Source organism: Roseateles sp. P2_H4, from assembly GCF_056403315.1.
Window position 1 is genome coordinate 30,689 of the sequence record NZ_JBFUFR010000036.1, and the last position, 21,283, is coordinate 51,971.

The 21,283-nt window shown below is 69.7% G+C and carries 19 protein-coding genes; 6 read left to right on the top strand and 13 right to left on the bottom strand.

All coding sequences use genetic code 11. The annotated features are described in order from the left end of the window. Positions 1 to 33 precede the first annotated feature (33 nt). Positions 34 to 852 carry an HDOD domain-containing protein gene (locus AC1DW3_RS23390; protein WP_477935396.1) on the top strand — a complete coding sequence of 273 codons (819 nt, stop codon included), beginning with the start codon at positions 34 to 36 and terminating at the stop codon, positions 850 to 852. A 67-nt stretch (positions 853 to 919) separates the two neighbouring features. Next, positions 920 to 1,717: a substrate-binding periplasmic protein gene (locus AC1DW3_RS23395; protein WP_477935398.1), complete on the top strand. Its 798-nt coding sequence runs from the start codon at positions 920 to 922 to the stop codon at positions 1,715 to 1,717. Between the two features lie 18 nt (positions 1,718 to 1,735). On the opposite strand, the gene AC1DW3_RS23400 is transcribed toward AC1DW3_RS23395, so the two are convergent. Together AC1DW3_RS23400 and AC1DW3_RS23405 are read right to left on the bottom strand one after the other, a co-directional pair. After that, positions 1,736 to 2,719 (bottom strand): GGDEF domain-containing protein, encoded by a 984-nt coding sequence (locus AC1DW3_RS23400; protein WP_477935400.1) that lies wholly within the window; start codon positions 2,717 to 2,719, stop codon positions 1,736 to 1,738. Between the two features lie 87 nt (positions 2,720 to 2,806). Continuing rightward, positions 2,807 to 3,685 (bottom strand): amino acid ABC transporter substrate-binding protein, encoded by an 879-nt coding sequence (locus tag AC1DW3_RS23405; RefSeq protein WP_477935402.1) that lies wholly within the window; start codon positions 3,683 to 3,685, stop codon positions 2,807 to 2,809. A gap of 38 nt (positions 3,686 to 3,723) precedes the next feature. Here AC1DW3_RS23405 and AC1DW3_RS23410 point away from each other — a divergent pair, with 38 nt between their 5' ends. Next, complete coding sequence (locus AC1DW3_RS23410) at positions 3,724 to 4,434, top strand: hypothetical protein (protein WP_477935404.1); 711 nt, start codon at positions 3,724 to 3,726, stop codon at positions 4,432 to 4,434. Here AC1DW3_RS23410 and AC1DW3_RS23415 read toward each other — a convergent pair. The 4 genes from AC1DW3_RS23415 to AC1DW3_RS23430 form a co-directional block, all read right to left on the bottom strand. Beyond that, complete coding sequence (locus AC1DW3_RS23415; protein WP_477935406.1) at positions 4,406 to 5,515, bottom strand: GGDEF domain-containing protein; 1,110 nt, start codon at positions 5,513 to 5,515, stop codon at positions 4,406 to 4,408. The two genes, AC1DW3_RS23410 and AC1DW3_RS23415, sit on opposite strands and share 29 nt — an antisense overlap. After that, positions 5,512 to 6,420, bottom strand: a complete 909-nt coding sequence (locus AC1DW3_RS23420) for a pseudouridine synthase (RefSeq protein ID WP_477935408.1) — start codon at positions 6,418 to 6,420, stop codon at positions 5,512 to 5,514. Before AC1DW3_RS23420 ends, AC1DW3_RS23415 begins: the two co-directional genes overlap by 4 nt. 238 nt (positions 6,421 to 6,658) lie before the next feature. Beyond that, complete coding sequence (locus AC1DW3_RS23425; protein WP_477935410.1) at positions 6,659 to 7,561, bottom strand: TIGR02285 family protein; 903 nt, start codon at positions 7,559 to 7,561, stop codon at positions 6,659 to 6,661. Next, on the bottom strand, positions 7,561 to 8,862 hold the full coding sequence (locus tag AC1DW3_RS23430; RefSeq protein WP_477935412.1) for a UDP-N-acetylglucosamine 1-carboxyvinyltransferase: 1,302 nt from the start codon (positions 8,860 to 8,862) through the stop codon (positions 7,561 to 7,563). Before AC1DW3_RS23430 ends, AC1DW3_RS23425 begins: the two co-directional genes overlap by 1 nt. A 253-nt stretch (positions 8,863 to 9,115) precedes the next feature. Here AC1DW3_RS23430 and AC1DW3_RS23435 point away from each other — a divergent pair, with 253 nt between their 5' ends. Beyond that, on the top strand, positions 9,116 to 11,032 hold the full coding sequence (locus tag AC1DW3_RS23435) for a TOL_0244 family TonB-dependent receptor (RefSeq protein WP_477935414.1): 1,917 nt from the start codon (positions 9,116 to 9,118) through the stop codon (positions 11,030 to 11,032). Continuing rightward, positions 11,020 to 11,565, top strand: a complete 546-nt coding sequence (locus AC1DW3_RS23440) for a TOL_0243 family YfiR-like periplasmic protein (RefSeq protein WP_477935416.1) — start codon at positions 11,020 to 11,022, stop codon at positions 11,563 to 11,565. The genes AC1DW3_RS23435 and AC1DW3_RS23440 overlap by 13 nt, the downstream gene beginning before the upstream one ends. Positions 11,566 to 11,576: 11 nt before the next feature. On the opposite strand, the gene trhO is transcribed toward AC1DW3_RS23440, so the two are convergent. The 3 genes from trhO to AC1DW3_RS23455 are packed head-to-tail and all read right to left on the bottom strand — an operon-like array spanning position 11,577 to position 13,950. After that, positions 11,577 to 12,374, bottom strand: a complete 798-nt coding sequence (gene trhO / locus AC1DW3_RS23445) for an oxygen-dependent tRNA uridine(34) hydroxylase TrhO (RefSeq protein ID WP_477935418.1) — start codon at positions 12,372 to 12,374, stop codon at positions 11,577 to 11,579. 45 nt (positions 12,375 to 12,419) lie between these two features. Next, positions 12,420 to 13,343, bottom strand: coding sequence for a hypothetical protein (locus tag AC1DW3_RS23450; RefSeq protein WP_477935420.1), 924 nt, complete (start codon positions 13,341 to 13,343; stop codon positions 12,420 to 12,422). After that, positions 13,318 to 13,950, bottom strand: coding sequence for a hypothetical protein (locus AC1DW3_RS23455; RefSeq protein WP_477935421.1), 633 nt, complete (start codon positions 13,948 to 13,950; stop codon positions 13,318 to 13,320). Before AC1DW3_RS23455 ends, AC1DW3_RS23450 begins: the two co-directional genes overlap by 26 nt. A 223-nt stretch (positions 13,951 to 14,173) precedes the next feature. Here AC1DW3_RS23455 and asd point away from each other — a divergent pair, with 223 nt between their 5' ends. After that, positions 14,174 to 15,010, top strand: coding sequence for an archaetidylserine decarboxylase (asd, locus tag AC1DW3_RS23460; protein WP_477935423.1), 837 nt, complete (start codon positions 14,174 to 14,176; stop codon positions 15,008 to 15,010). On the opposite strand, the gene AC1DW3_RS23465 is transcribed toward asd, so the two are convergent. The 4 genes from AC1DW3_RS23465 to AC1DW3_RS23480 all read right to left on the bottom strand — a co-directional run bounded on the left by AC1DW3_RS23465 (position 14,952) and on the right by AC1DW3_RS23480 (position 21,278). Continuing rightward, positions 14,952 to 17,261, bottom strand: a complete 2,310-nt coding sequence (locus tag AC1DW3_RS23465) for a putative bifunctional diguanylate cyclase/phosphodiesterase (protein ID WP_477935425.1) — start codon at positions 17,259 to 17,261, stop codon at positions 14,952 to 14,954. The two genes, asd and AC1DW3_RS23465, sit on opposite strands and share 59 nt — an antisense overlap. Positions 17,262 to 17,352: 91 nt before the next feature. After that, the gene (locus AC1DW3_RS23470; RefSeq protein ID WP_477935427.1) at positions 17,353 to 18,735 is read right to left on the bottom strand and encodes a glycoside hydrolase family 30 protein; all 1,383 of its coding nucleotides are present in this window, start codon (positions 18,733 to 18,735) and stop codon (positions 17,353 to 17,355) included. Positions 18,736 to 18,744: 9 nt separating this feature from the next. Continuing rightward, positions 18,745 to 20,232, bottom strand: coding sequence for a tryptophan halogenase family protein (locus tag AC1DW3_RS23475; protein ID WP_477935429.1), 1,488 nt, complete (start codon positions 20,230 to 20,232; stop codon positions 18,745 to 18,747). Next, on the bottom strand, positions 20,232 to 21,278 hold the full coding sequence (locus tag AC1DW3_RS23480; protein WP_477935431.1) for an ABC transporter ATP-binding protein: 1,047 nt from the start codon (positions 21,276 to 21,278) through the stop codon (positions 20,232 to 20,234). The genes AC1DW3_RS23475 and AC1DW3_RS23480 overlap by 1 nt, the downstream gene beginning before the upstream one ends. Positions 21,279 to 21,283 lie beyond the last annotated feature (5 nt).

Sequence of the window (21,283 nt, forward strand, 5' to 3'; positions counted from 1 at the left end):
ACCATCAAGCATTCCCTAGCGCCCCTACTCACCATGCCCGTCGATCCTCAACTGCGCAATCTGGACATCGAGATCCCGACCCAGCCCGAGGTCCTCGTCAAGCTCTCGCTGCTGATGGCGGCCGAGGACATCGACCTGCAGGCCATGTCCTCCCTGGTCGAGACCGACATGGCCCTCGCCGCCGCCGTCATGAAGGCGGTCAACTCCTCGCTGTATGGCCTGCGCGGCCGCGTGCAGACCGTGCACCAGGCGCTGACCTACCTCGGCATGCGCGAGGTGGCGGCCATCACCTTCGAGATGGGCCTGCGCGCCGCCTTCCCGGCGGCCGCGGAACTTGAATCGGTGTGGACGCGCGCCTCGCAGCGCGGCCTGCTGATGGGCCGCATGGGCCAGATGCTGGGCGTCGACCCCTGGGCCGCCCACTCGGCCGGCCTGTTCGAGGAATGCGGCAAGGCGGTGCTGTACCGCCACGCCCCGACTCACTATCCCGCCATGCTGCGTGCCGCGACACGCGACGCCGAGCTGGTGGAGCTGGAAAAGACCGCCTTTGGCGTCAGCCATGACGCGCTGGGCGCCGCCCTCTGCGAGAGCTGGGGCCTGGCCCCGGCGGCCGTGGCCAGCGTGCGCTATCACGTCGAGATCCAGGCCTCGCTGACCATGCCGGAAAGCCTGGCCCGCCGCAGCGTCGCCGCCATCTCGACGGTGGCCTGGGCCCTGCTGAACCACCAGGACCAGCTCGACGACATCGCCAGCCAGATCGCGCCCCAGGCCCAGCTCGACGAGACCCTGGTGCTGCGCGCGGCGCGGCGCGTCAACGAGCAGTTGCTCGCCGCCCAGGAACACGGCCGCTGAAGCCGCTTCCCGGCGCGCCGCCGGGCCCTTAGCATCGACGCATCGGCCAGAACAACAAGGAGGCTGCATGCGCAACGCTCGGAGCCTGTTCGCGGGACTCTGCGTCGTGGCGGCCGGTGGCCTCGCGGCCCAGCCCATGCCCGCGGCGTCGGATGCCGCCCAGGCGGTGCAGTGGTTGAGCGAACCCTTCCCACCCTTCAGCTTCGTCGGCCCCAGTGGCCCGGCGGGCGTGGCGGTGGACCTGATGAAGGCGGCCCAGGCCCAGGCCAACCTGCCCGAGGGGACGCCCCTCTTCCTGCCCTGGGCCCGCGTGCTGCAGGCGCTGGCCGGGCCGGCTCCCGCCTGCGTGACGGCGATGACGCGCACGCCAACCCGGGAGAAGCAGTACCAATGGGTGGGGCCTTTTTTGTCGGCCGACCTCGCCGTGGGGCGCAGAAACCCCGCAGCGCCCTGGCCGGCAGGAGACAAGCCGCTGTCCGGCAGCGATGTCGTCGTCATCCGCGGCGACGTTTCCGAAGAGACGGCGCGCACGCTGGGCGCCGAGGAGGCGCGCATCCATCGCGTGGCCGACCCCGTCATCGCGGCGCGCATGATGCTTGCCGGGCGGGTGGACGGCTGGGTCTATGGCGAGGCCGTCATGCGCTGGACGTTGACCAGCCTGGAGATCCCGCCGGACCGCTACCGCTTCGACGGCCAGATCCGCGGCGGCGACAACTATTTCGCCTGCAACGCCGCCGTCAGCGCCGACTACCTCAAGCGCCTGCAGCAAGGGCTGGATGCGGCGAAGAAGGTCAAGGGCAGCGCCAGCGACTACGACCGCATCCTGTCGCGCTATCTGCGCACCGACACGATGCCGCGTAAATAGGGCCTGCAACCCCTCGACTCAGGCCGCCAGGCTGAGCCGGTCCCGTCCGGCATGCTTGGCGATGTAGAGGGCCTCGTCGGCCGCCTGCAGCAGCGCCTGCGCGCTCAAGTACGGATGAGCCGGGCTCGCCGCCGCCAGGCCCACGCTCAGCGTCAGGCTGCCTTGGCCATCAGGCAGGCGCAGCGCACGCAACTCATCCCGCAAGGACTCCAGCACGCCCTGGGCCTCGGCCATGCCGAAGCCGGGCAGCAGCGCCACGAACTCCTCGCCGCCCAGGCGGGCGACGACGTCGGTGTCGCGCTTGAAACGGTCGTTCAGCAGGTTGGCCACGCGCTGCAGGGCCATGTCGCCAACGGCCGTGCCATGGGCGATGTTGAACTGCTTGAACTGGTCCAGATCCAGCACGGCCAGGGACAGCAGGCCGCGCTGGCGCTGGGCGCGCTTGAATTCGCGGCGCAGGGCCTCGTCGAAGGCGCGCTGGTTGGCGATGCCGGTCAGCGCGTCGATGCGCGCCAGGCTGGCGAGTTCGCGCTGGTTGGCCTCCAGCGCCGAATGCGCCTCCTCGAGCAGGTGGCGCTGCTGGGTCAGCTCACGCCGCAGCTCACGGGCATCCTGGTCCTGCTGCCACAGCGAGCCGCGGGCGCGCTGCATCGCGTGGCCGATGCGGTCCAGCTCGGCGGTCAGGCGGGGCGCCACGACGGCTTCCGGTGTAAGGGGGATGGGCGCCGATTCCATGGCCTCGCAGCCGGCGGCGAGCTGGCGCAAGGGGCGCAGCAGCAGGGCTTCGATGAGCAGCAGCTGGGCGGCGCTGAGCAGCAGCACCAGCCAGGCCGAACGGGCCGCGCCTTCGCTGGGCGACTCGAAACCACCCAGGCTCCATTCGAAGACGGCGACGATGAGGGCCGTCAGCAAGGGCACACCCAGCGTCAGCCTGAACCGCAACGAACCCAGCCGCCGCGGGCTGACGCGGTCCAGGGTTTCGGCGGGGGAATCGGTACTCATGGGTCGACGCTGACTGCAGACAAATTGTCACGGCCGCATCCAAGGCCACCGCTCGGGGTTTGTCTGCAGGGAGTACTGCAGGCCGCTTCAGTACGGAACCTGGTCCGACGGGTACTTCCAGAAGTCCTTCAGCAGATAGTTCATCGGCAGATTCAGCGCCTTGTTCTTGGGCGGGATCGGCTTCATGAACCAGCGCTCGTAGATCGCATGGGCTTCGCGGCTCGTGACGAGGCGCTTCATCTCCTCGTCGACGATGGCCTTGAGCTCCGGATCGTTCTTGGGCAGCACGATGGACAAGGGCTCGATGGTCAGGAACTTGCCGACGACGCTGAATTTGGCCACGTCGGGCCGCGCCGACACGATGCCGTAGAGCAGCACGTCGTCCATGACGAAGCCGTCGGCCTGGCCGGCCGCCAGCATCTCCATGGCCTTGGCGTGGTCGGGCGCCTCGACGATCTTGACGCGCAGAGCGCGCTCGTCGTTCGCCTGGGTGATGGCTTTCAGCGGCGTCGTTCCCTTGGTGGAGACCAGCGTCTTGTTCTCGAAGCCGGCCAGGTCGTTGATGCCGCTGTCGGCCCGGACCAGATAGCGCGCGCCCGTGATGTAGTGCGGCACCGTGAAGGCGACCTTCTCGCGCCGCTCGGCATTGTTGGTCGTCGAGCCGCATTCCAGGTCGGCCTTGCCATCGACCACCATCTGGATGCGGTTGGCCGGCGTCACCAGCAGGAACTGCGGGTTCAGCGCATTCATCTTCAGCTTCTTGCGCACCGCCTCGGCGACCTTCAGGCACAGATCCACCGCATAGCCGACGGGGTGGCCGTCGGGCAGCAGATAGCTGAAGGGAACGGAGGATTCGCGGTGGGCCAGCACGATGCGGCCGCTGGACTGGATGCGCTCCAGCGCCGGGCCGGCCTGTGCGTTGTTGGCGAAGCTGAGGGCAAGGAGGATCGACAGCAGGGTTTTCATGGCCAGGCCATTGTGATTCAGACCCATAGAGTCTGCGCATGCGAAGTTGGCGTTGGCTGATGCTTGCGGCGTTGGCCGGCACGGTTGCGGCCGATCCGGGCTATTACGTCGTCACCCCCTATGACCAGGCCGGCCGCGTGGGTGCGGAGCTGCGCTACTGGACGGTCAAGGCGCCCGACGAAAAGGCGGTGCTCTGGCCCGAGCTGGGCCTGAGCTATGGCGTCAACACGCGCTGGACGACGCGGCTGCTGGCCAGCTGGGAGGGCGAGACCCTGCGCGGCGCCAGGCTGGAGACGTGGAACTGGATCAACGAGTTCATGCTGACCCAGGGCGAGAAGCCCTATGACCTGGCCATCCACGCCCAGCTGGTGCGCAACCGCGAGGACAGGAGCAATGCACTGGAACTGGGCCCCGTCTGGCAGACCGACCTCGGCCGCCTGAAGCTGAACGCCAATGTGTTCTGGGAATACGACAGCGACAAGCGCGACACGCGGCTCAAGCTGCAGTGGCGCGGCATCTACCGCGTGGCGCCGGGCTGGCGGGTCGGCGTCGAGGGTTTCAGCGAGGTCGGGCAGTGGAACGACTGGGCGCCGCGCGCGCGCCAGTCACACCGCGCCGGGCCGGCCTTGCTTGCCACGCTGTGGGACGAAGGACCGGACACGGTGACGCTGAACGCGGCCTACCTGTTCGGCAAGACCTACGGACAGCGCGGCGACATGTTCACGGTGCAGTTGCAATGGCTGCGCTGAGCGGCGCATCGCCTTCAGCGGCGACGGTGCGGTTGCGGCCGGCGCCCTTGGCTTCGTAGAGGGCGCGGTCGGCGGCGGCCAGCAGGTCGGCAAAACTCGTCGCGCTGGCCGGCACCATGGCCAGGCCCACAGACAGGGTCGCGCTGACGGTGCCGCCGTCGGGCGTCACGAAGGGGGCCTCCTGCACCATCAGCCGGATGCGCTCGGCCACCTCGCAGGCACCGGCCAGATCGGTGCGTGGCAGCAGCACGACGAACTCCTCGCCGCCGTAGCGCGCCGCCAGGTCGCCGGTGCGGAGGGACCGCAGGATCAGCCCGCCCACCTGGCGCAGCACCTCGTCACCCGCCGGATGGCCGTGGCCGTCGTTGATGGCCTTGAAGTGATCGATGTCCAGGAACAGGCAGGCCAGCGGGTAGCGGTGGCGCACGGCCTGGCTGAACTCGATGAGGCTGCGGTGGTCGAAATAGCGGCGGTTGTGCACGCCGGTGAGGCCGTCGGTCATGCCGGCGCGGCGCAGGCGCTCGCGGTTGAGCATGCTTTCGATGGCGATGGCGGCGATGGCCGACAGGCGGTCCAGGAACTTGGTGCCCGAGGCGGTGTCGTAGCGCTCGGGGTCGCGCGAACCCAGGTGCAGGCTGCCGATCAGCAGGCCCTGGCGGATCAGCGGCAGCAGGGCCGCCGAGCGCACGCCGGCTTCGGCGCCGAAGGCCTTGGGCAGCAGGGCCTCGTCCGGCCCGGGGCCGATGAGGCGGGTCGTGCGCGCGGCGCCGAACAGGTCCTTCAGCGGGCCATGGCCGTCCAGCAGCTGGGGCGCCTTGATCATGGGCAGGGCCGGCAGCGCACGGCGCAGCTCCTGCTCGGGATCGAGCAGCCACAGCTCGGCGGCGTCCAGGCCGAAATCCTCGCGGCAGTCGACGAGCAGCAGGTTGACCAGCTCCTCCATCGAGCTCACCGCGACGAGGCGGCGCTCCAGCGCGTCGAAGCGGTCCAGCTTGCGCTCATTGGCCTTGGCGGCGTCGAGCAGGGACTGCAGCTGGCGGCGCAGTTCCTGGACCTGGGCTTGAGGGTTGGGCGCGTTCATGAAGGCGGGATTGTCAGGGCGGCGCGCGCGAAGCTCCGTGGCAGGCCGGTGACGGGATCCGTGAAAGAGATTTCGCGTGCAACCAATTGCAGCGGCGCGTCGAAGCGCGGCGGGTTCTCGTGGGGCTGCAGCACCGGGTAGATGCGGTCGCCGACCAGGGGCAGGCCGAGGGCATTCATCTGGGCGCGCAGCTGGTGGCGCAGGCCGGTGTGGGGGCGCAGCTCGTAGCGCGCCAGGCCGCCCGGCAAGGTCTCGACGAGATCGACCCAGGTTTCGGCATTGGGCTCGCCATCGACGACCTGCATCTGCATGAAGCCATCGCCCTCGGGTTCCACGAGGCGGTGGCGCAGCACGCGCGGCCAGGGGCCGGCGCCGGCCGGCGCGATGGCGTCGTAGACCTTGGTGACGGTGCGGTCGCGGAACAGGCGGTGGTAGGCGTCGCGCTCCTCGCGCCGCAGGTTGAAGACGACCAGGCCGGCGGTCTCGCGGTCCAGCCGGTGCACGGGGTTGAGGTCCACCAGGCCGGTGGCGTGGCGCAGCCTGGCCATCAGCGTCTGGCGCGCATAGATGCCGCTGGGCGTCACAGGCAGGAAATGCGGCTTGTCGGCGATGAGCAGGTGTTCATCCTGGAAGACGATGCGCTCGCCGGCCGGGATGTCGGGCTCGACGTCCAGATGGCGCCAGTAGTAGACGCGCCGGTCGCCGCGGTAGGGTCTGTCGGCGACGGGTTGGCCGGCGTCGTCCACCACGTCGCCGTTGACCACCCGCTCGGGCCAGTCAACGACGCGCGGCAGGCGCTCGGCCAGGAAGGCCGTCATGCTGGGCCAGGGCCCCGGAGGGCAGAACACGGCACTCGCCGCGACGCCGTCGCGCAGCGGCAGAACCGGCTTGGGGGGCCTGGCCACCCTAACTCCGGCGGTGGGGCGCGCCCGAGGGGCGGGCGAGGCGGGCCGCTGACAAGGCGCGCCGACGCCGTGGGCGCATGCCCAGAAGGAGAAGCAACGCAGCCAGCGGTCCGCAGCGCACGTCCAGCGGGCGTGCAGCGTTGGATGTCGAAGCCAAGCCTGTCGAGGGTGAAGCCTGGACGTCGAAGCGATCCACCTTTTGCGTCATGAGAAGCGGCCCGCCGCCGGAGTTAGGGTGTTACTCGATGCGCGGCCCGCCGCGGGCGCGCTCGTCCATGTAGGCGTTGAGGCGCTTCATGTCCTGCGCTTCGGAGCGCGCGCCGCGCCAATCGCGCACCCAGGCCTCGCGATTGGGCTCGCTCGCCAGCTTGCGCACCGCGGCGTCGATGGCCTCGATATGTCGCTTGCCCGCCGGTGTGCGGCTGCAGGACACGGTGGCCAGCAAGGTGCTCAGGCCCTCGGCCACCGGCAGCGCGACGAGGGCGCCCGGATCGCCGGCGCGGGCCAGGTAGTCGTTGACGACGGTGGGGTACTCCAGCGTGTAGTCCATGCGGCCGGCGCGCAGCATGTCCAGCAGCTGGGTGCTGAGCTGGGCGCCGACGGCCAGGCGCGGCACCGTGTACTGGGACAGCAGGCTGTCGATCTGCGCGCCGAAGGCCCGGTCGCGCGCCACCAGCAGGCGCAGCTCGGGGCGCTTCAGCAGTTCCGACAGTTGCAGCCGCCCCTCCCGGGGCCGACCTTGGGAAAGGCTGTCCATCAGGTCACGCCGCACGATGACGTGCAGCTCGCGCGAGATCAGCGGCGGGTAGAGGTGGGAGAAATAGGCCCACTGCAGGCGCTCGGGGGTGCGCACATGCATGGTCGAGCACAGCGTCTGGCCGCGGCGGCTCTCGGCCTCGTAGCGGGCCGTGCTGGACTCGACGAACTCATGCCGGAAGTTGGGCATGCGCGTCAGCAGCACGCGCATGAAGCCGTCCACCTCGCCATGGCCCAGCTCGGCGATGGAGCGCGGCGGGCGGCCCTGCACGAAGCTGAAATGAGGCGGCACGTCCTGGGCCACCCAGCGGATGGTGTCGACGGGCGCCGCGGCCTCGGCGGCCGAGGCCACCAGGCATGCGGCCGCGCACATCCAGCGCAACATCAATCCCCTTCGACCCACTCGATTCGAGCGCCAAGTTCGCAGATGTGCTCGACGAAATTGGGATGGGCGCGGCGGATCGGCGTCGCGTTCTTGATCACGCTCTTGCCCGGGATGCTGGCCGCCACCATCAGCAGCGCGATGGCGACGCGGATGATGTAGGGGCTCTCGACCTCGGTCGGGCTCAGCGGCTTGCCGCCGAAGGTGATCATGCGGTGCGGGTCGCTCAGGAAGGCATGGGCGCCGAACTTGGCGAGCTCGCTGGTCCAGCCCATCGCGCCGTCATAGACCTTGTTCCAGAACATCACGCTGCCTTCGGCCTTGACGCCCAGGGCCACGAAGATGGGCAGCAGGTCGACCGGCACATAGGGCCAGGGCGCCGCTTCCACCTTCTGCAGGATGTTGCGCGTGAAGGGTTCCTTGACCTTCAACGGGCCATTCGTCACGCAGCGGCTCCAGCCGTCTTCATGGACGATCTGCACGCCGAACTTCGCGAACGTGCGGTCCAGCAGCGGGAACATCTCCGGCGCGCCGTTCTTGACCTGCACATTGCCGCCGGTGATGGCGCCCAGGGCCAGGAAGGTGACGATCTCGTGGAAGTCTTCCGTGAAGGTGTAGTCGGCGCCGCCGAGCTCCTGCACCCCGGTGATCTTCAGCTTGGACGTACCGTGGCCGTCGATCTTGGCGCCCAGCAGCGACATGAAGTTGCAGAACTCCTGCACATGCGGCTCGCTGGCCGCATTGGTCAGCGTGGAGACGCCATCGGCCAGCGCCGCGCACAGCACGAAGTTCTCGGTCGTCGTGACGGAGGCGTAATCGGTCCAGTGGTCGTTGGCGCTCAGCGGCCGTTTGACGTGCAGCACCAGGCCGTCCGGCAGGCGCTCGACGTCGGCGCCGAAGCGCTGGAACACCTCGACGTGCGGGTCGATCTCGCGCGCGCCCAGCGTGCAGCCCTTGACGTCGTCCTCGATGCGCGCCGCGCCGAAGCGGGCCATCAGGCCCGGCACCAGCATGATGGAGGAGCGCATCTCCTCGGGCAGGCGGTCGGTGGCCGGGTCGAAGTGGGTGTCGCGGTGGTGGACGTCGAGGATGCCGGTCTTGAAATCGAGCTCCACCTGGGAGCCGAGCTTGCGGAAGACCTCGACGATCTTCTTCACATCGGTGATCTCGGGCACGCCGCGCAAGCGCACCGGCTGCCGGGTCAGCAGCGTGGCGCAGAGGATGGGCAGGACGGCGTTCTTGTTGGCCGAGGGGGTGATGCGGCCCGAAAGGGGCGTGCCGCCGTGGACGATCAGATGAGACATCGAATGACAGGTTTCGGTGCGCGCAAGCGGCGCGCGGTGGCATTGTCGGCGTTTGCGGCGCGGCGCACCCGCCACCCCCCGGAAGCTTTGTTCCGCACGGGGGGAATCAATCTTCCGCCGTCGGGTCCAGGCGCCTGGCCGTCCCAGTCGGCCGCGAGCCTGTCGAGCGACGCCGCATCCAGGGGACGGCGTTGTTATGCTGGCGCGACCAGTCCGGGTCACCCAGACCCCCAACGACAGGGAGGTGATTCCATTGCGCCAGCCCGCTGACGAGGACCAGCCTCACCCCACCCACCGCCGCGTTGGCGGTGGCGCCGTGCCACTGCTGCTGGCGCTGCTGGCCGCCCCCGCGGCGGCGCAGGATCTGAGCCAGCTGTCGCTGGAGCAGCTGTCCAACATCGAAATCAGCTCGGTATCACGGCGCCGCGAGAAACTCGCGCAGGTGCCGGCCTCGCTGTACGTGATCAGCGCCGACGCGATACGGCGCTCAGGCGCGCGCAGCCTGCCCGAGGCGCTGCAACTGGCGCCCAACCTGCAGGTCGCGCGGGTCGATGCCAACCAGTACGCCATCAGCGCCAGGGGCTTCAACAACTCGGTGGGCAACAAGCTGCTGGTGCTGATCGATGGCCGCACGGTCTACGCGCCCTATTTCTCCGGCGTGCAATGGGACCAGCAGGATGTGCTGCTGGACGATGTCGCCCGCATCGAGGTCATCAGCGGGCCGGGCGGCAGCGTCTGGGGCACGAACGCGGTCAATGGCGTCATCAACATCATCAGCCGGCCGGCCGCGGACGCGGGGTTGCTGCTGCGCGTCGATGCTGGCACGGACGAGCGCGCGGCCGCGCTGCGCCACGGCGGCAGGCTGCCGCTGCAGGGGCACTGGCGCGCCTACGCGAAGCTGCAGCAGCGCGATGCCACCGAGACCGAAGCCGGCGCGGCCGTGAAGGACAGGTCGCGGCGCTGGCAGTTGGGCTGGCGCGCCGACTGGCTGGACGGCGAGGACGGGCTGACCTTGCAGGGCGACATCTACCGCGGCCATACGGTGGACCGCATCAACGGCGCACAGAACTTCGGCGGCTTGCGCACGTCGGGCGAGAACCTGCTCGCGCGCTGGACCGGCCAGCTGGACGGCGGCTCGCGGCTGCGCCTGCGGGCCTACTACGACCGCGTGGAGCGCGAGGACGCGATCCTGTACAGCCCGCGCTTCACGGTGCTGGACCTGGAGGCACAGCACAGCCTGGCCTGGGGTGCGCACCAGATCGACTGGGGCGGCGGCTGGCGGAGTTCACGCGACCATGTCACGCCGGGCCGGCTGTTCGGCTTCGCGCCCGACCACGCGACGCAGCAGTGGCAGAACCTGTTCGTACAGGACGAGTTGCATCTGGCGGACGGCTGGCGGCTGACGGCCGGCACGAAGTTCGAGCACAACGACTACACGGGCTGGGAGACGCTGCCGTCGCTGCGCCTGGCCTGGTCGCCATCGCCGCGCTGGCAATGGTGGGCCTCGCTGTCGCGCGCAGTGCGCGCGCCGGCCCGGCTGGACCGCGACCTGCGCCTGCCGCCTCAGCCACCCTACATCATCGCGGGCGGGGCCGGCTTCGTGTCGGAGGTCGCACGCGTCGTCGAGTTGGGCCACCGCGGCCAGCCGAGCAGCACGCTGAGCTATGCGCTGACGCTCTACCACCACGACTGGCAGCGGCTGCGCAGTGGCCAGCCGCCTCCCAATGCGATGGTGCAGAACATGATCGCCGGCAGCAGCTGGGGCCTCGAAACCTGGGGGCACTGGCAGCCGCTGGCCTGGCTGCGGCTGAGCGCCGGCTTCAATCACCTGCAGCAGGACCTGTCCGTACAGCCGGGCAGCCGCGACCCGGTGGGGCCGTCCGCCCTGGGCAACGATCCGCCGCGGCAATGGCAGCTGCGCGCCACGCTGCAGCCCGCGGAGCGCCATGAGCTGGACGTGGCGCTGCGTCATGTCGCTGCGCTGCCGCAACCGGCCGTGCCCGCCTACACCGTGCTGGACGCCAACTATGGCTGGCGCGCCGCGCCGACGCTGGCGTTGACGCTGGGCGGCCGCAACCTGCTGCATGGCCGCCATGCGCAGGCCAATGCCGCGCCGGGCCGCAGCGTCTTCGGGCCCGAGGCCTACGCGCAGCTGCGGTGGACCCCGTGACACCGGCGCGGCGCCGGTCGCTGCTGGCCCTCGCGTTGGGTTTGCCGGTGGCCGGCCTGAGCCGCGCACAGACCGACGATGCCGTCGGCGAGGTGCGCATCAAGGCCGAGTTCCTCTACAAGTTCACGGCCTACGTGGACTGGCCCGACGGCGCGCTGGGTGCTGCCGATGCCCCCTTTGTGATCGGCGTGCAGGGGTCGGAAGCCATGCTCGGCGAGCTGAACCAGACCGTGCAGGGGCGCACCGTGCAGGCGCGACCGGTGCAGGTGCGGCGCGTACGCGCGGCCGATGCCGACCCGGGCCTGCACCTGCTGTTCCTGGCTCAGGGCGAGGCGGCCAGCCCGCGGCGCGGGCTGTTGCAGGTCAGCGAGGGTGCGGCCGGCGACGCGCCGACGCGCGCCAGCGCCATTCACTTCATGGTCATTGGCGGGCGCGTGCGCTTCGATGTGCTGCTCGACGGTGCTGAACGCGCCGGCCTGCGCCTGAGCTCGCGGCTGCTGTCCGTGGCTCACAAGGTGCATGCGGCGCGTTGAGGCCGCCGGTTTCAGGCTGAGCCGCTGCCGGGATCCAGCCGCCGCGCCCGCGCCAGCCGCCAGGCATCCGCCGGGTCGCTGAAGACGGCCTCCGCCGTCGTGTCGGTCTCGCGGCCAGCGGCGTCGATGGCGATGCGCTTGTCGAAGACATAGCACTCGCCCTGCCAGTCCTGGGCCGCGTCGTCGGGGAAGGCCTCGAGGTAGCTCAGGATGCCGCCGTCCAGCTGAGCCACCTTGAGCCCCTGGGCCTGCATCCAGGCGGCCGTCTTCTCGCAGCGGATGCCCCCGGTGCAGTACATCGCCACCGTCTTCCCCTGCCATGCGTCGCGCTGTGACTCGACATAGGCCGGGAAGTCGCGGAAATGGGCCACGCCGGGGTCGATGGCGCCGCGAAAGCGGCCGAGCTTGAACTCGAAGCTGTTGCGGTTGTCGAGAACGACGGTGTCGGGGTCATCCAGCAAGGCGCGGAACTGTTGCGGGCTGACGTGGGTACCGGTGTCCTCGCCGCTGACGCCTGGCACGCCGAAGGCGACGATCTCGCGCTTGACCGACACCTTGAGTCGGCCGAAGGGCGAGCGCTCGCAGGCGTTGTGCTTGAAATGCAGGCCTGCCAGGCCGGGTTGCTGCTGCAGCAGCGCCTCGAAGGCGGCCACCGCCGCCGCCGGCCCCGCCAGGGCCGCGCTCAACCCCTCCGGGGCGACGAGGATGACGCCGCCCAGCCCCACGGCCGCGTCGCGCAGCCAGGCCGCCAGGGCGCTGGGGTCGGCAATTGGCGTGAAACGGTAGAACGAGCTGTGGATCAGGGACATCGGTGCGGATTGTCGCGCCCGCCCTGAACCACAGACCTCGCCCGGTCAGCCGGGCGCCGAGGCCGCTTCGCTGGCCACCGGTGCCGAAGGTGGCGCCGGCACGACCACCGCAGGGCAATCCGCCTCCCGCTCCGGCGGGTTGGACAGCGGCACCGACTTCAGCTCGCCGGTCAGCGTCCTGAGCAGGGCCCGGCCGCAACGCTGCTGCAGCACCTGGGCGCGCTCCATGCGCTCCCGTCGGCCTTCCAGATAGCGCACGGTGCGTTGCCGCCCTTCGTCGGTCGCGCCGGGCGGCAGGTCGCTCGCCAGCGCATCGGCGGCCATCGCGAGCAGCTGGGCCATGCGCTTGACCAGCAATTCGCCGTCCTTGCTGGACCAGGCCTCCACCACGTTCTCCTCCACCAAGGGGTCGGAGACGACGGTGACCGAGGCGCGACGCTGCGGGTTCGGATCGGCCGCGACACGCCAGCCGGCGTCGGCCTGCACGATCAGCGCGCGGCTGTCCTGGGTCATCCAGAACGCCGGCACCAGCTCGAGCCGCCAACGTGCGTCGGCCAGCGGCGTGGCGGCGCTGGACAGCAAGCCGCGCGCCTGCGTCACCAGGCCCTCCGGCGTCATCTGCGCCACGATGTTCTGATAGGGCGCCACCACCAGGTCGGCGCGCTGCTGCCGCTTGTTGGCCTCCGCGCGCAGCACGCCCTCGTTGACGGCGGCATGCGTCAGGATGGCGACCAGAAGACCGGCGGCGTTGGGTGCCGGGTACATCATCTGCCCCGTCTTCATGCCGGCGCTGTCGCGGTCTTGCACGCCGTGGAACTCGACGCCGGGGCGCGCCAGGCTGTCCCAGCCCAGCGCCCAGCTGTCGCCACGCGTCTGCGCCCCCGCCGCACAGGGCAGCAGCGTCGCCCCGACGATCAGGGCCCGGCGCAGGCGCCAGACGCCCTCACTGCAGCGGCTTGAGGACGGCATCCTTGCCAAGCTCCAGGGCTTCGAAATAGGCGTTGGTCAGGCCGGGGAACTTGGGCGGCTGGTCCCAGGCGGTGCCTGCCGAGGCCTTGCCGATGTCGATGGTCTTGTACCAATCCAGCGCGTTGGTGCGCAGGTCCACCAGATAGGCCACGCCCTTGAAGACGGCCTTGGGCTCGGCCGTCGGCACATAGGCCGAGTAGTTGCGCCACACACCCAGCGCGCTGATCTGGATGACGAGCAGGCGATCGACGCCATGCTTCTCGCGCAGGCCGCGGAAGTCCTGGCGCGCGAAGTTGGGCGCATCGCCACTGAACTTGGGCAGCTCATCGAGCTTCAGGTCGGCGGGCAGGGCCACCGCGCTGCCACCACGCTTGACGATGATCGACGCGGCCTGGTCCTTCAACGTGGCCAGGTCTTCCAGCGGCAAGGTGCGCACATAGCCTGTCAGCGTGCTGTGGGCGGCGCTCGCCACGCCGATGCAGAGCAGGCAGCCGGCACCGGGGAACTCGGTATCCACCTTGGGCAGCGCCGTCATCACAACGCCCACCTTGCCCGCGCCAGCAGCGAAGGCAGCCGGGTTGAGCGACACCGGGTTTTGCGGCTTCACCGCGCAGCCCGTCAAAACGACCAGCCATGCGGCGGCCAACCAAGTCATCCATTTGCGCATGAAAGCTCCCTGAAACTGTTTGAGGTCGGCGTCCGCCATGCCGGGCGTCGCGCTGGCGCGGATGATGTCGTAATGCCATGACATCAAGGCCGAAGCGCGGCTCCAGACTTTCCCCAATCCCGGGGCTTCCTAGAATCCAGTGCTTGCCTGCTCACGCCTGCACATGTCCGATCGCCTCAAAGTCCTGCCCCAATACCTGATGCCCAAGCTCGCGATGACGCGGCTGGCCGGGCACTACGCCTCCAAGCCCATGGGGGGCATCACGACGTCGACGATCCGCCGCTTTGTCGCCAAATACGGCGTCAACATGGCCGAGGCGGCGGAGCCGGACATCAATGCCTACAAGACCTTCAACGACTTCTTCACCCGCGCGCTGAAGCCCGGTGCCAGGCCCATGGCCGACGCGCCGCTGATCTGCCCGGTGGACGGCGCCATCAGCCAGGTCGGCCGCATCCAGGGCGACCAGGTCTACCAGGCCAAGGGCCAGAACTTCACGACGACGGCCCTGGTCGGCGGTGATGCCCAGCTGGCCGCGCGCTTTACGGACGGCCTGTTCGCCAACCTCTACTTGAGCCCCAAGGACTACCACCGCATCCACATGCCCGCCGCCGGTCGCCTCGTGCGCATGGTGCATGTGCCGGGCGAGCTGTTCTCGGTGAACCCGACGACGGCGCGCGGCGTGCCGGGGCTGTTCGCGCGCAACGAGCGCCTCGTCTGCGTGTTCGACGACGACAGCCTGGGCCGCTGGGTGCTGGTGCTCGTCGGCGCGACCATCGTCGGCAGCATGGCCACCGTCTGGCAAGGCCAGATCAAGCGCGAAGGCCCGGTGCGCGAGTGGGATTACTCACCCAGCCAGGTCACGCTGGCCCAGGGCGATGAGATGGGCCGCTTCCTGCTCGGCTCCACCGTCGTCATGCTGTTCGAGAAGAGCGGCCTGCAGTTCAACCCGGCGTGGCAGCCGGGGGGCTCGATCCGGATGGGTGAGCTGATGGCCCGTTGAGGAGGGCTGCCGCCGCATCGGGCAGCAGCGGCCGGGACAGCAGCCAGCCCTGCAGATGCGTGCAGCCCAGGGCCTCGACCTCGGCGGCCTGGGCCTCGGTCTCCACCCCTTCCGCGACGATGGCCAGGCCCAGCGACTGGGCCAGCAGGCAGGCCGCGCGCACGACGGCGCCGGCCGCAGGCTCGGGCAGCGGGTCGATCATGCTGCGGTCGAGCTTGAGCGTCGTGATGGGCAGGCGGCGCAGCAGCGTCAGCGAGCTCTGGCCGGTGCCGAAGTCGTCGAAGGCGACGCCCACGCCCGCATCGCGCAACCGCGCGAGCTGGGGCAGCACGCGGTCCATATGCGTCATGGCGGCGGTCTCGGTGATCTCCACCTCGATCAGCGCCGGGTTCACGCCATGGGCGCGCACCAGGTCCAGCAGCCAGTCGGCAAAGCCCGTGTCCTCGAACTGCAGCGGCGACACATTCACCGCCACCGGCATCACGGCCAGGCCCTGCTGCTGCCAGGCCCGCMGCTGCTGGGCGGCCTGGCGCAGGATCAGCGTGCCCAGCGGCACGATCTGGCCGGTGCGCTCGGCAGCGGGGATGAAGTCGGCCGGGCTGACACGGCCGCGGCCCGGCCGCTGCCAGCGCACCAGGGCCTCGAAACCCGCCAGCTGCCGGCCGCCCGCGCTGAACTTGGGCTGGTAGTCGAGCTGGAACTCCTCGCGCTCGATGGCCGCGGCCAGGGCTTGTTCGATCTCCAGCAGGCCACCCGCGCCGGCCGCCATGCCGGGCCGGAAGGCGACGGCGGCCGCACCGGCCTGCTGCTTGGCCTGGTGCATGGCCACGTCGGCGGCACGCAGCAGCGCCGCGCCATTCAGGCCATGGGCGGGGAAGCGCGCGATGCCGACCGACAGATGCACATACAAGGCCCGGTGGGCGACCGCGAAGGGCGCGTTCATCAGCGCGAGCAGGCGCTGGCCGACGAGCATGGCGGCCGTGTCGTCGTCGACGCCGGGTTGCAACAGCAGGAACTGGTCTTCGCCGAGGCGGGCCAGCAGGGCTTCGGGCGGCAGGGCCTCGCGCAGGCGCGCGGCGATGGCCTGCAGCAGCGCGTCGCCGGTCTCGTGGCCCAGGCTTTCGTTGACGAGCTGGAAGCGGTCCAGGTCGGCCGACAGCAGCGCGAAGCCCGGGCCGCCGGGTGCCGTCAGCTCGGCGAGGCGGGCCAGTGCCGAGTGGCGGTTGGGCAGGTCGGTCAGTTCGTCGTGCAGGGCCTGGCGGCGCAGCGCCTCATGGGCCTCGCGGCGCTCGGTGTCGTCCAGCAGCAGCACCAGCTCGGCCGGACCGTCGTCCCAGTCGATGAAGCTGGACAGGCAATGCAGATACAGCAGCCGCCCATCGAGGCGCTGGCGCAGGCCATCCCAGGCCAGGCCTTGCAAGCGGCCTTCGATGACGCGGCGATGCCGCTCGGCGGCCTCGGTGACCTGCTCGGGCAGGCGCACCGCCGACAGATCCCCGCCGCCCGCGGCCAGTTCGGTCTGGCCATACTCGAACATGGCCAGCGCCGCCGGGTTGGCATAGAGCAGGCGGCCGTCACGGATGACGGCCTGGCCCTGCAGGGACTGCTCTGCGAGCTGACGCAGCCTGGCGCCGGCCCGTGCCGCCTCGGCCTTGGCACGTCGCACCGAGAGCAGGATCATCGACATCGCCAGCACGCCCTGGACGCAGGTGCCGGCGATGTGGGCAAAGGCCGAATGGGCCAGCGGGTCTTCCAGCGGACTGATGAAGTGCAGCGCGCCCGAGACGGCGAAGCAGGCGGCGGTGAAACGCTCGGCGCGCTGGCCGCCCTGCCACATCCATCGGGCCGACAGCCAGGCGCTGCAGGCCAGCGCGATGGAGGCCAGCCAGATGGCCGCCGGCTGGTTGACCAGGGCCGTGCCCATGACCGCGAACAGCAGCACCGCGAAGCCGGGCAGGAAACGCCGCCAGGGCCAGGGCCGACCGGTGTAATGGGCCGCGCCGGCAATCTCCAGCGCCATGGTGCCGATCATGCAGATCGTCGCCACGGTAGCTTGCAGCCGATAGTGCAGGGATTCCGGCTGGTCGCTGGGCAGCAGCGCGATGCCCAGGGTCAGCGTCAGCGCCAGCAGGATCTGGGACCAGCCCCAGTCGCGGATGTGCCGGTAACCGGGCTCCAGCCGCGCCAGTGCCAGCATCGCACCGCCCAGCATGGCGATGAAGCAAGAACTGATCAGCAGCAGCGGCAGCATGAATGCTCGGCCCTCCCCGGGTCGCGCGAATCCTAGCCTTACAACTGCTGGCGGTCCCTGTCCAAATACCGTCTAGGCAAGCATTTATGCCTCACCAGTGCAGCGTAACCACGGCGCTGGCCGGCAGCTCGTAGCTGAAGCGCTGCCCCGGCGCCTGCACCGTGAAGCGGCGTGCTTGCGACGCCGAATTGCAGACGATGAGGACGGTGCTGCCATCGGGGTTGGTGAAGGCGACGTGATCGAGTCCCTTCGCTCCGCCCTCCGAGTCCACACGCCGCGCGCCCTGCGTCACGAAGCGGCTGGCATGGCCGAAGGCGTAGTACTCGATGTTGCGGGTGACCTGGCCGGTCTTGGGGTCGATGGTGACGACGCCGCGACAGTCCTTGCAGCCGCCCAGATGCGGGCCGTATTGCGGGTCCAGCGCCAGGTTCCACATCAGCACGCCACGCGCGCCGTGGCGGGTGCTGCCGATGATGAGGTTGCGCGTGATCCACGGCAGGGTCTCGTTCCACTGCGGTTTCCATTCGCCGCCGGAACACTCGGTGAACCAGACGTCCAGCGCTGGGAATTGCCGGGCCACCTGCGACTGCGCCGACACATCGCCGCCGTAGCAATGCCAGGCCACGCCCGAGACGTATTTGCGCGCCTTGGCATCGGACAGCATGGACAGCGGGCTCCAGGGCTCGTCCCAGTTGTGGTCCCATTCCAGCAACTGGGTCTTCATGCCCTTGGCTTCAAGCAAAGGGCCGAGGTGCTGGCCGACGACGACGGCGCGGGTGCGGGGCGTCATGCGCATGCCGGGATAGTCGGGCGGCTCGAAGTGCGGTTCGTTCTGCAGCGTCAGCGCAAAGATGGGCACGCCCTCGGCCTTCATCTCGTCCACGTAGCGGACCATGTAGCGGGCGAAGGCGCCATAGAACTCGGGTTTGAGCTGGCCCTGCACCAGGCTGTCGGTCGTCTTCATCCAGCCCGGCGCGCTCCAGGGCGAGGCCATGACCTGCAGCTTGGGGTTCAGCGCCAGGGCCTGCTTGACGGCGGGGATGACGTCCTCCCGCTCGGGCGCCAGCGAGAAGTTCTTCAGTTCGGGGTCGGTCTGACCCGCGGGCATGTCGTCCAGGCTGTAGTGGCGGCGCGAGAAGTCGGACGCGCCAATGGTCAGGCGCGTCAGCTCGAAGCCCAGGCCATGGCCTTCACGCGTGAACAGCTCGCGCATCAGGGCGTCGCGCTGCGTGGGACTCATGCCGTTGCGGATCAGCCAGGCCGAGCCTTCGGTGATGGCGGCACCAAAGCCGGCGATGCGCTGGTGCTGGCGCCTGGGGTCGATGCGGATGACTTCACCCGCCTTGGTGGCCTTGTCGACCACGCTGGGCGCGAGCAGCTGCTGCTGGTCGGCCGTGGTGAGAAAAGCCCGTACAGGAGCAGCGTTAGCAAGGCCGGCGAGCGCGGCTGTCAGCGTCAGAAGCAGTGTCTTCATGGTCTCTGGCTAAGGTGCCGCGCAGTGAGCGGCGATGAAGTCGGCGTGGGCGGGCATCACCTCCACGCAGCGGCGCACGACGCGATGGACGTCGGCTATGAATTCCTGGGCTTGTCCGGCAGGACGCGCGGCGGCGAGCGGGTGGTGGCCGCGCGGCATCAGCCCCTGGCCGATCAGCACCTGCAGCCAGCTCGGCTCGGAGAACAACTCCTGGCCCTGGCGGAACAGCCGGCCATGGCTGGCGAAGAGGTCCATGCGGGCCTGCAGCGCCTCGGGCACGGCCATGGCGCGGCAATGGCGCCAGAAGGCCGAATCGTCGCGGCGCGTCAGCTTGTAGTGCAGGATGATGAAGTCGCGCACCGACGCCATCTCGGCGGCGGTCTGGCGGTTGTATTCGGCGATGTCGGCGGCGGCCAGACTTTCGCTCGGGAAGAGATCGATGAGACGCAGCACTGCGCTCTGGATCAGGTGGATGCTGGTGGACTCCAGCGGCTCCAGGAAGCCGCTCGCGAGGCCGATGGCGACGCAGTTGCCGACCCAGGCCTGCTGGCGGCGACCGGTGCGGAACTTGATGAGACGGGGCTCGGCGAGGGGTTCGGCGTCGAGGTTGCGCATCAACGTGTCGCGCGCGGTGGCTTCGTCGGTGAAGGCGCTGGCAAAGACATGGCCGTTGCCGGTGCGGTGCTGCAGCGGGATGCGCCACTGCCAGCCAGCGTCGTGGGCCGTCGCCCGCGTGCAGGGCAGCAGCGGGCCGTGCGAAGCCGTCGGCACGGCCCAGGCGCGGTCGCAGGGCAGCCAGTTGGACCAGTCCTCGAAAGCCACGCCCAGGGTCTTGCCGATCAGCAGCGCATGCAGGCCGGAGCAGTCGATGAAGAAGTCGCCTTCGATCTTGCGGTCGCCGTTCAGGTGCAGGGCGCGGATGTGGCCGCCCTCGCAATCGACACGCTCGATGCGGCCCTCGAGGCGCTGCACGCCCTGCTTCTCCGCATGCCGGCGCAGCAGGGCCGCATAGCGCGAGGCGTCGAAGTGGAAGGCATAGGCAATCTCGGCCAGCGGCGAGCCGGCCATGCCGGGCCGAGGGCGCATGAAGCGGCCGGCCAGCGCAGCCTGGTTGTTGATCGAGAACTCCGCCAGCGGCGTTTCGGCGCCCAGGCGCAGCCAGTGCTGGTGGAAGGGCAACTCGTCCAGCGGCCGCCCGACGTCGCCGAAGGCGTGCATATAGCGCTCGCCGATGGCACCCCAGTCGACGAACTCGATGCCGAGCTTGAAGGTCCCGCCGGTCTCGCGCAGGAACTCGTCTTCGTCCAGCCCGATGCGCGCATTGAAGCCGCGGATGGGCGGGATGGTGGCCTCGCCGACGCCGACGATGCCGATCTCGTCGGACTCGACGAGGGTGAGCTGCCAATGCCCCTGCCCCAGCTTGGCCGCCAGCGCCGCCGCGCACATCCAGCCGGCACTGCCGCCGCCCACGATGACGATGCGGCGCAAGGCGTCCATCAGGCCAGGCGCTGCTCGGTGGTCGCGTCGAAGACGCTGAGCGCGGTCTCGTCGATGTCGAAGGCCAGCTCATCACCGGCCGCGACCTTGCGGCCATCGTGCACGAGGACCGAGAAGCCCTGCTCGCCCAGCTTCATCCAGACGACCTGGTGGTTGCCCATGGGCTCGACCAGTTGCACGGTGGCGCGCCAGCGGCCGTCGGACTGCAGGCGCACATGCTCGGGGCGGATGCCGAGCACCAGGTTCTGCCCCGCCTTCACGCGGCCCTCGGCCAGCTGCAAGGGCAGCGCACCTTGCAGTGAACGGCCATCGGCACCGACGTGGGCGGGCACGAAGTTGATGGCCGGCGCGCCGAGGAAGCCCGCGACGAAGAGATTGGCGGGCGTCTCGTAGACCTCGCCGGGCGTGCCGATCTGCTGGATGACGCCGCTCTTCATGACGACGATGCGCGAGGCCAGCGTCATGGCCTCGACCTGGTCGTGGGTCACGTAGATCATGGTGTTGCCCAGCGTCTGGTGCAGCAGCTTGAGCTCGCGGCGCAGTTCGGCGCGCAGCTTGGCGTCGAGGTTGGACAGCGGCTCGTCGAACAGGAAGACGCCGGCCTCTCGCACCAGGGCGCGGCCGATGGCGACGCGCTGGCGCTGGCCGCCGGACAGCTGGGCCGGCTTGCGGCTCAGCAGCGGCGTCAGCTGCAGCATCTCGGCCGCGCGGTTGACCCGCTTCTCGATCTCGGCCTTGGGCACGCCGGCCACGCGCGGGCCGAAGGACATATTGCGCTCCACCGTCATCGTCGGGTACAGCGCATAGCTCTGGAACACCATGCCGATGCCGCGCTCGGCCGGTTCGGCGTCGGTCATGTCGGTGCCGCCAATGTGGATGCTGCCCGCACTCACGTCGATGAGGCCGGCGATGCTGTGCAGCAGCGTCGACTTGCCGCAACCCGAGGGGCCAAGCAGCACGAGGAACTCGCCCTCGTGGACCTGCAGGTCCAGGCCCTTGATGACTTCGTTGTGCCCGAACTTGATGCTCAGGCTCTGGATGTTCACGCCAC

What these genes read in the sequence shown, in the direction of transcription:
- AC1DW3_RS23390 (WP_477935396.1), top strand. Translation starts at nt 34, where the DNA reads ATGCCCGTCGATCCTCAACTGCGCAATCTGGACATCGAGATCCCGACC.
- AC1DW3_RS23395 (WP_477935398.1), top strand. Translation starts at nt 920, where the DNA reads ATGCGCAACGCTCGGAGCCTGTTCGCGGGACTCTGCGTCGTGGCGGCC.
- AC1DW3_RS23400 (WP_477935400.1), bottom strand. Translation starts at nt 2,719, where the DNA reads ATGAGTACCGATTCCCCCGCCGAAACCCTGGACCGCGTCAGCCCGCGG.
- AC1DW3_RS23405 (WP_477935402.1), bottom strand. Translation starts at nt 3,685, where the DNA reads ATGAAAACCCTGCTGTCGATCCTCCTTGCCCTCAGCTTCGCCAACAAC.
- AC1DW3_RS23410 (WP_477935404.1), top strand. Translation starts at nt 3,724, where the DNA reads ATGCGAAGTTGGCGTTGGCTGATGCTTGCGGCGTTGGCCGGCACGGTT.
- AC1DW3_RS23415 (WP_477935406.1), bottom strand. Translation starts at nt 5,515, where the DNA reads ATGAACGCGCCCAACCCTCAAGCCCAGGTCCAGGAACTGCGCCGCCAG.
- AC1DW3_RS23425 (WP_477935410.1), bottom strand. Translation starts at nt 7,561, where the DNA reads ATGTTGCGCTGGATGTGCGCGGCCGCATGCCTGGTGGCCTCGGCCGCC.
- AC1DW3_RS23430 (WP_477935412.1), bottom strand. Translation starts at nt 8,862, where the DNA reads ATGTCTCATCTGATCGTCCACGGCGGCACGCCCCTTTCGGGCCGCATC.
- trhO (WP_477935418.1), bottom strand. Translation starts at nt 12,374, where the DNA reads ATGTCCCTGATCCACAGCTCGTTCTACCGTTTCACGCCAATTGCCGAC.
- AC1DW3_RS23450 (WP_477935420.1), bottom strand. Translation starts at nt 13,343, where the DNA reads ATGCCGTCCTCAAGCCGCTGCAGTGAGGGCGTCTGGCGCCTGCGCCGG.
- asd (WP_477935423.1), top strand. Translation starts at nt 14,174, where the DNA reads ATGTCCGATCGCCTCAAAGTCCTGCCCCAATACCTGATGCCCAAGCTC.
- AC1DW3_RS23470 (WP_477935427.1), bottom strand. Translation starts at nt 18,735, where the DNA reads ATGAAGACACTGCTTCTGACGCTGACAGCCGCGCTCGCCGGCCTTGCT.
- AC1DW3_RS23475 (WP_477935429.1), bottom strand. Translation starts at nt 20,232, where the DNA reads ATGGACGCCTTGCGCCGCATCGTCATCGTGGGCGGCGGCAGTGCCGGC.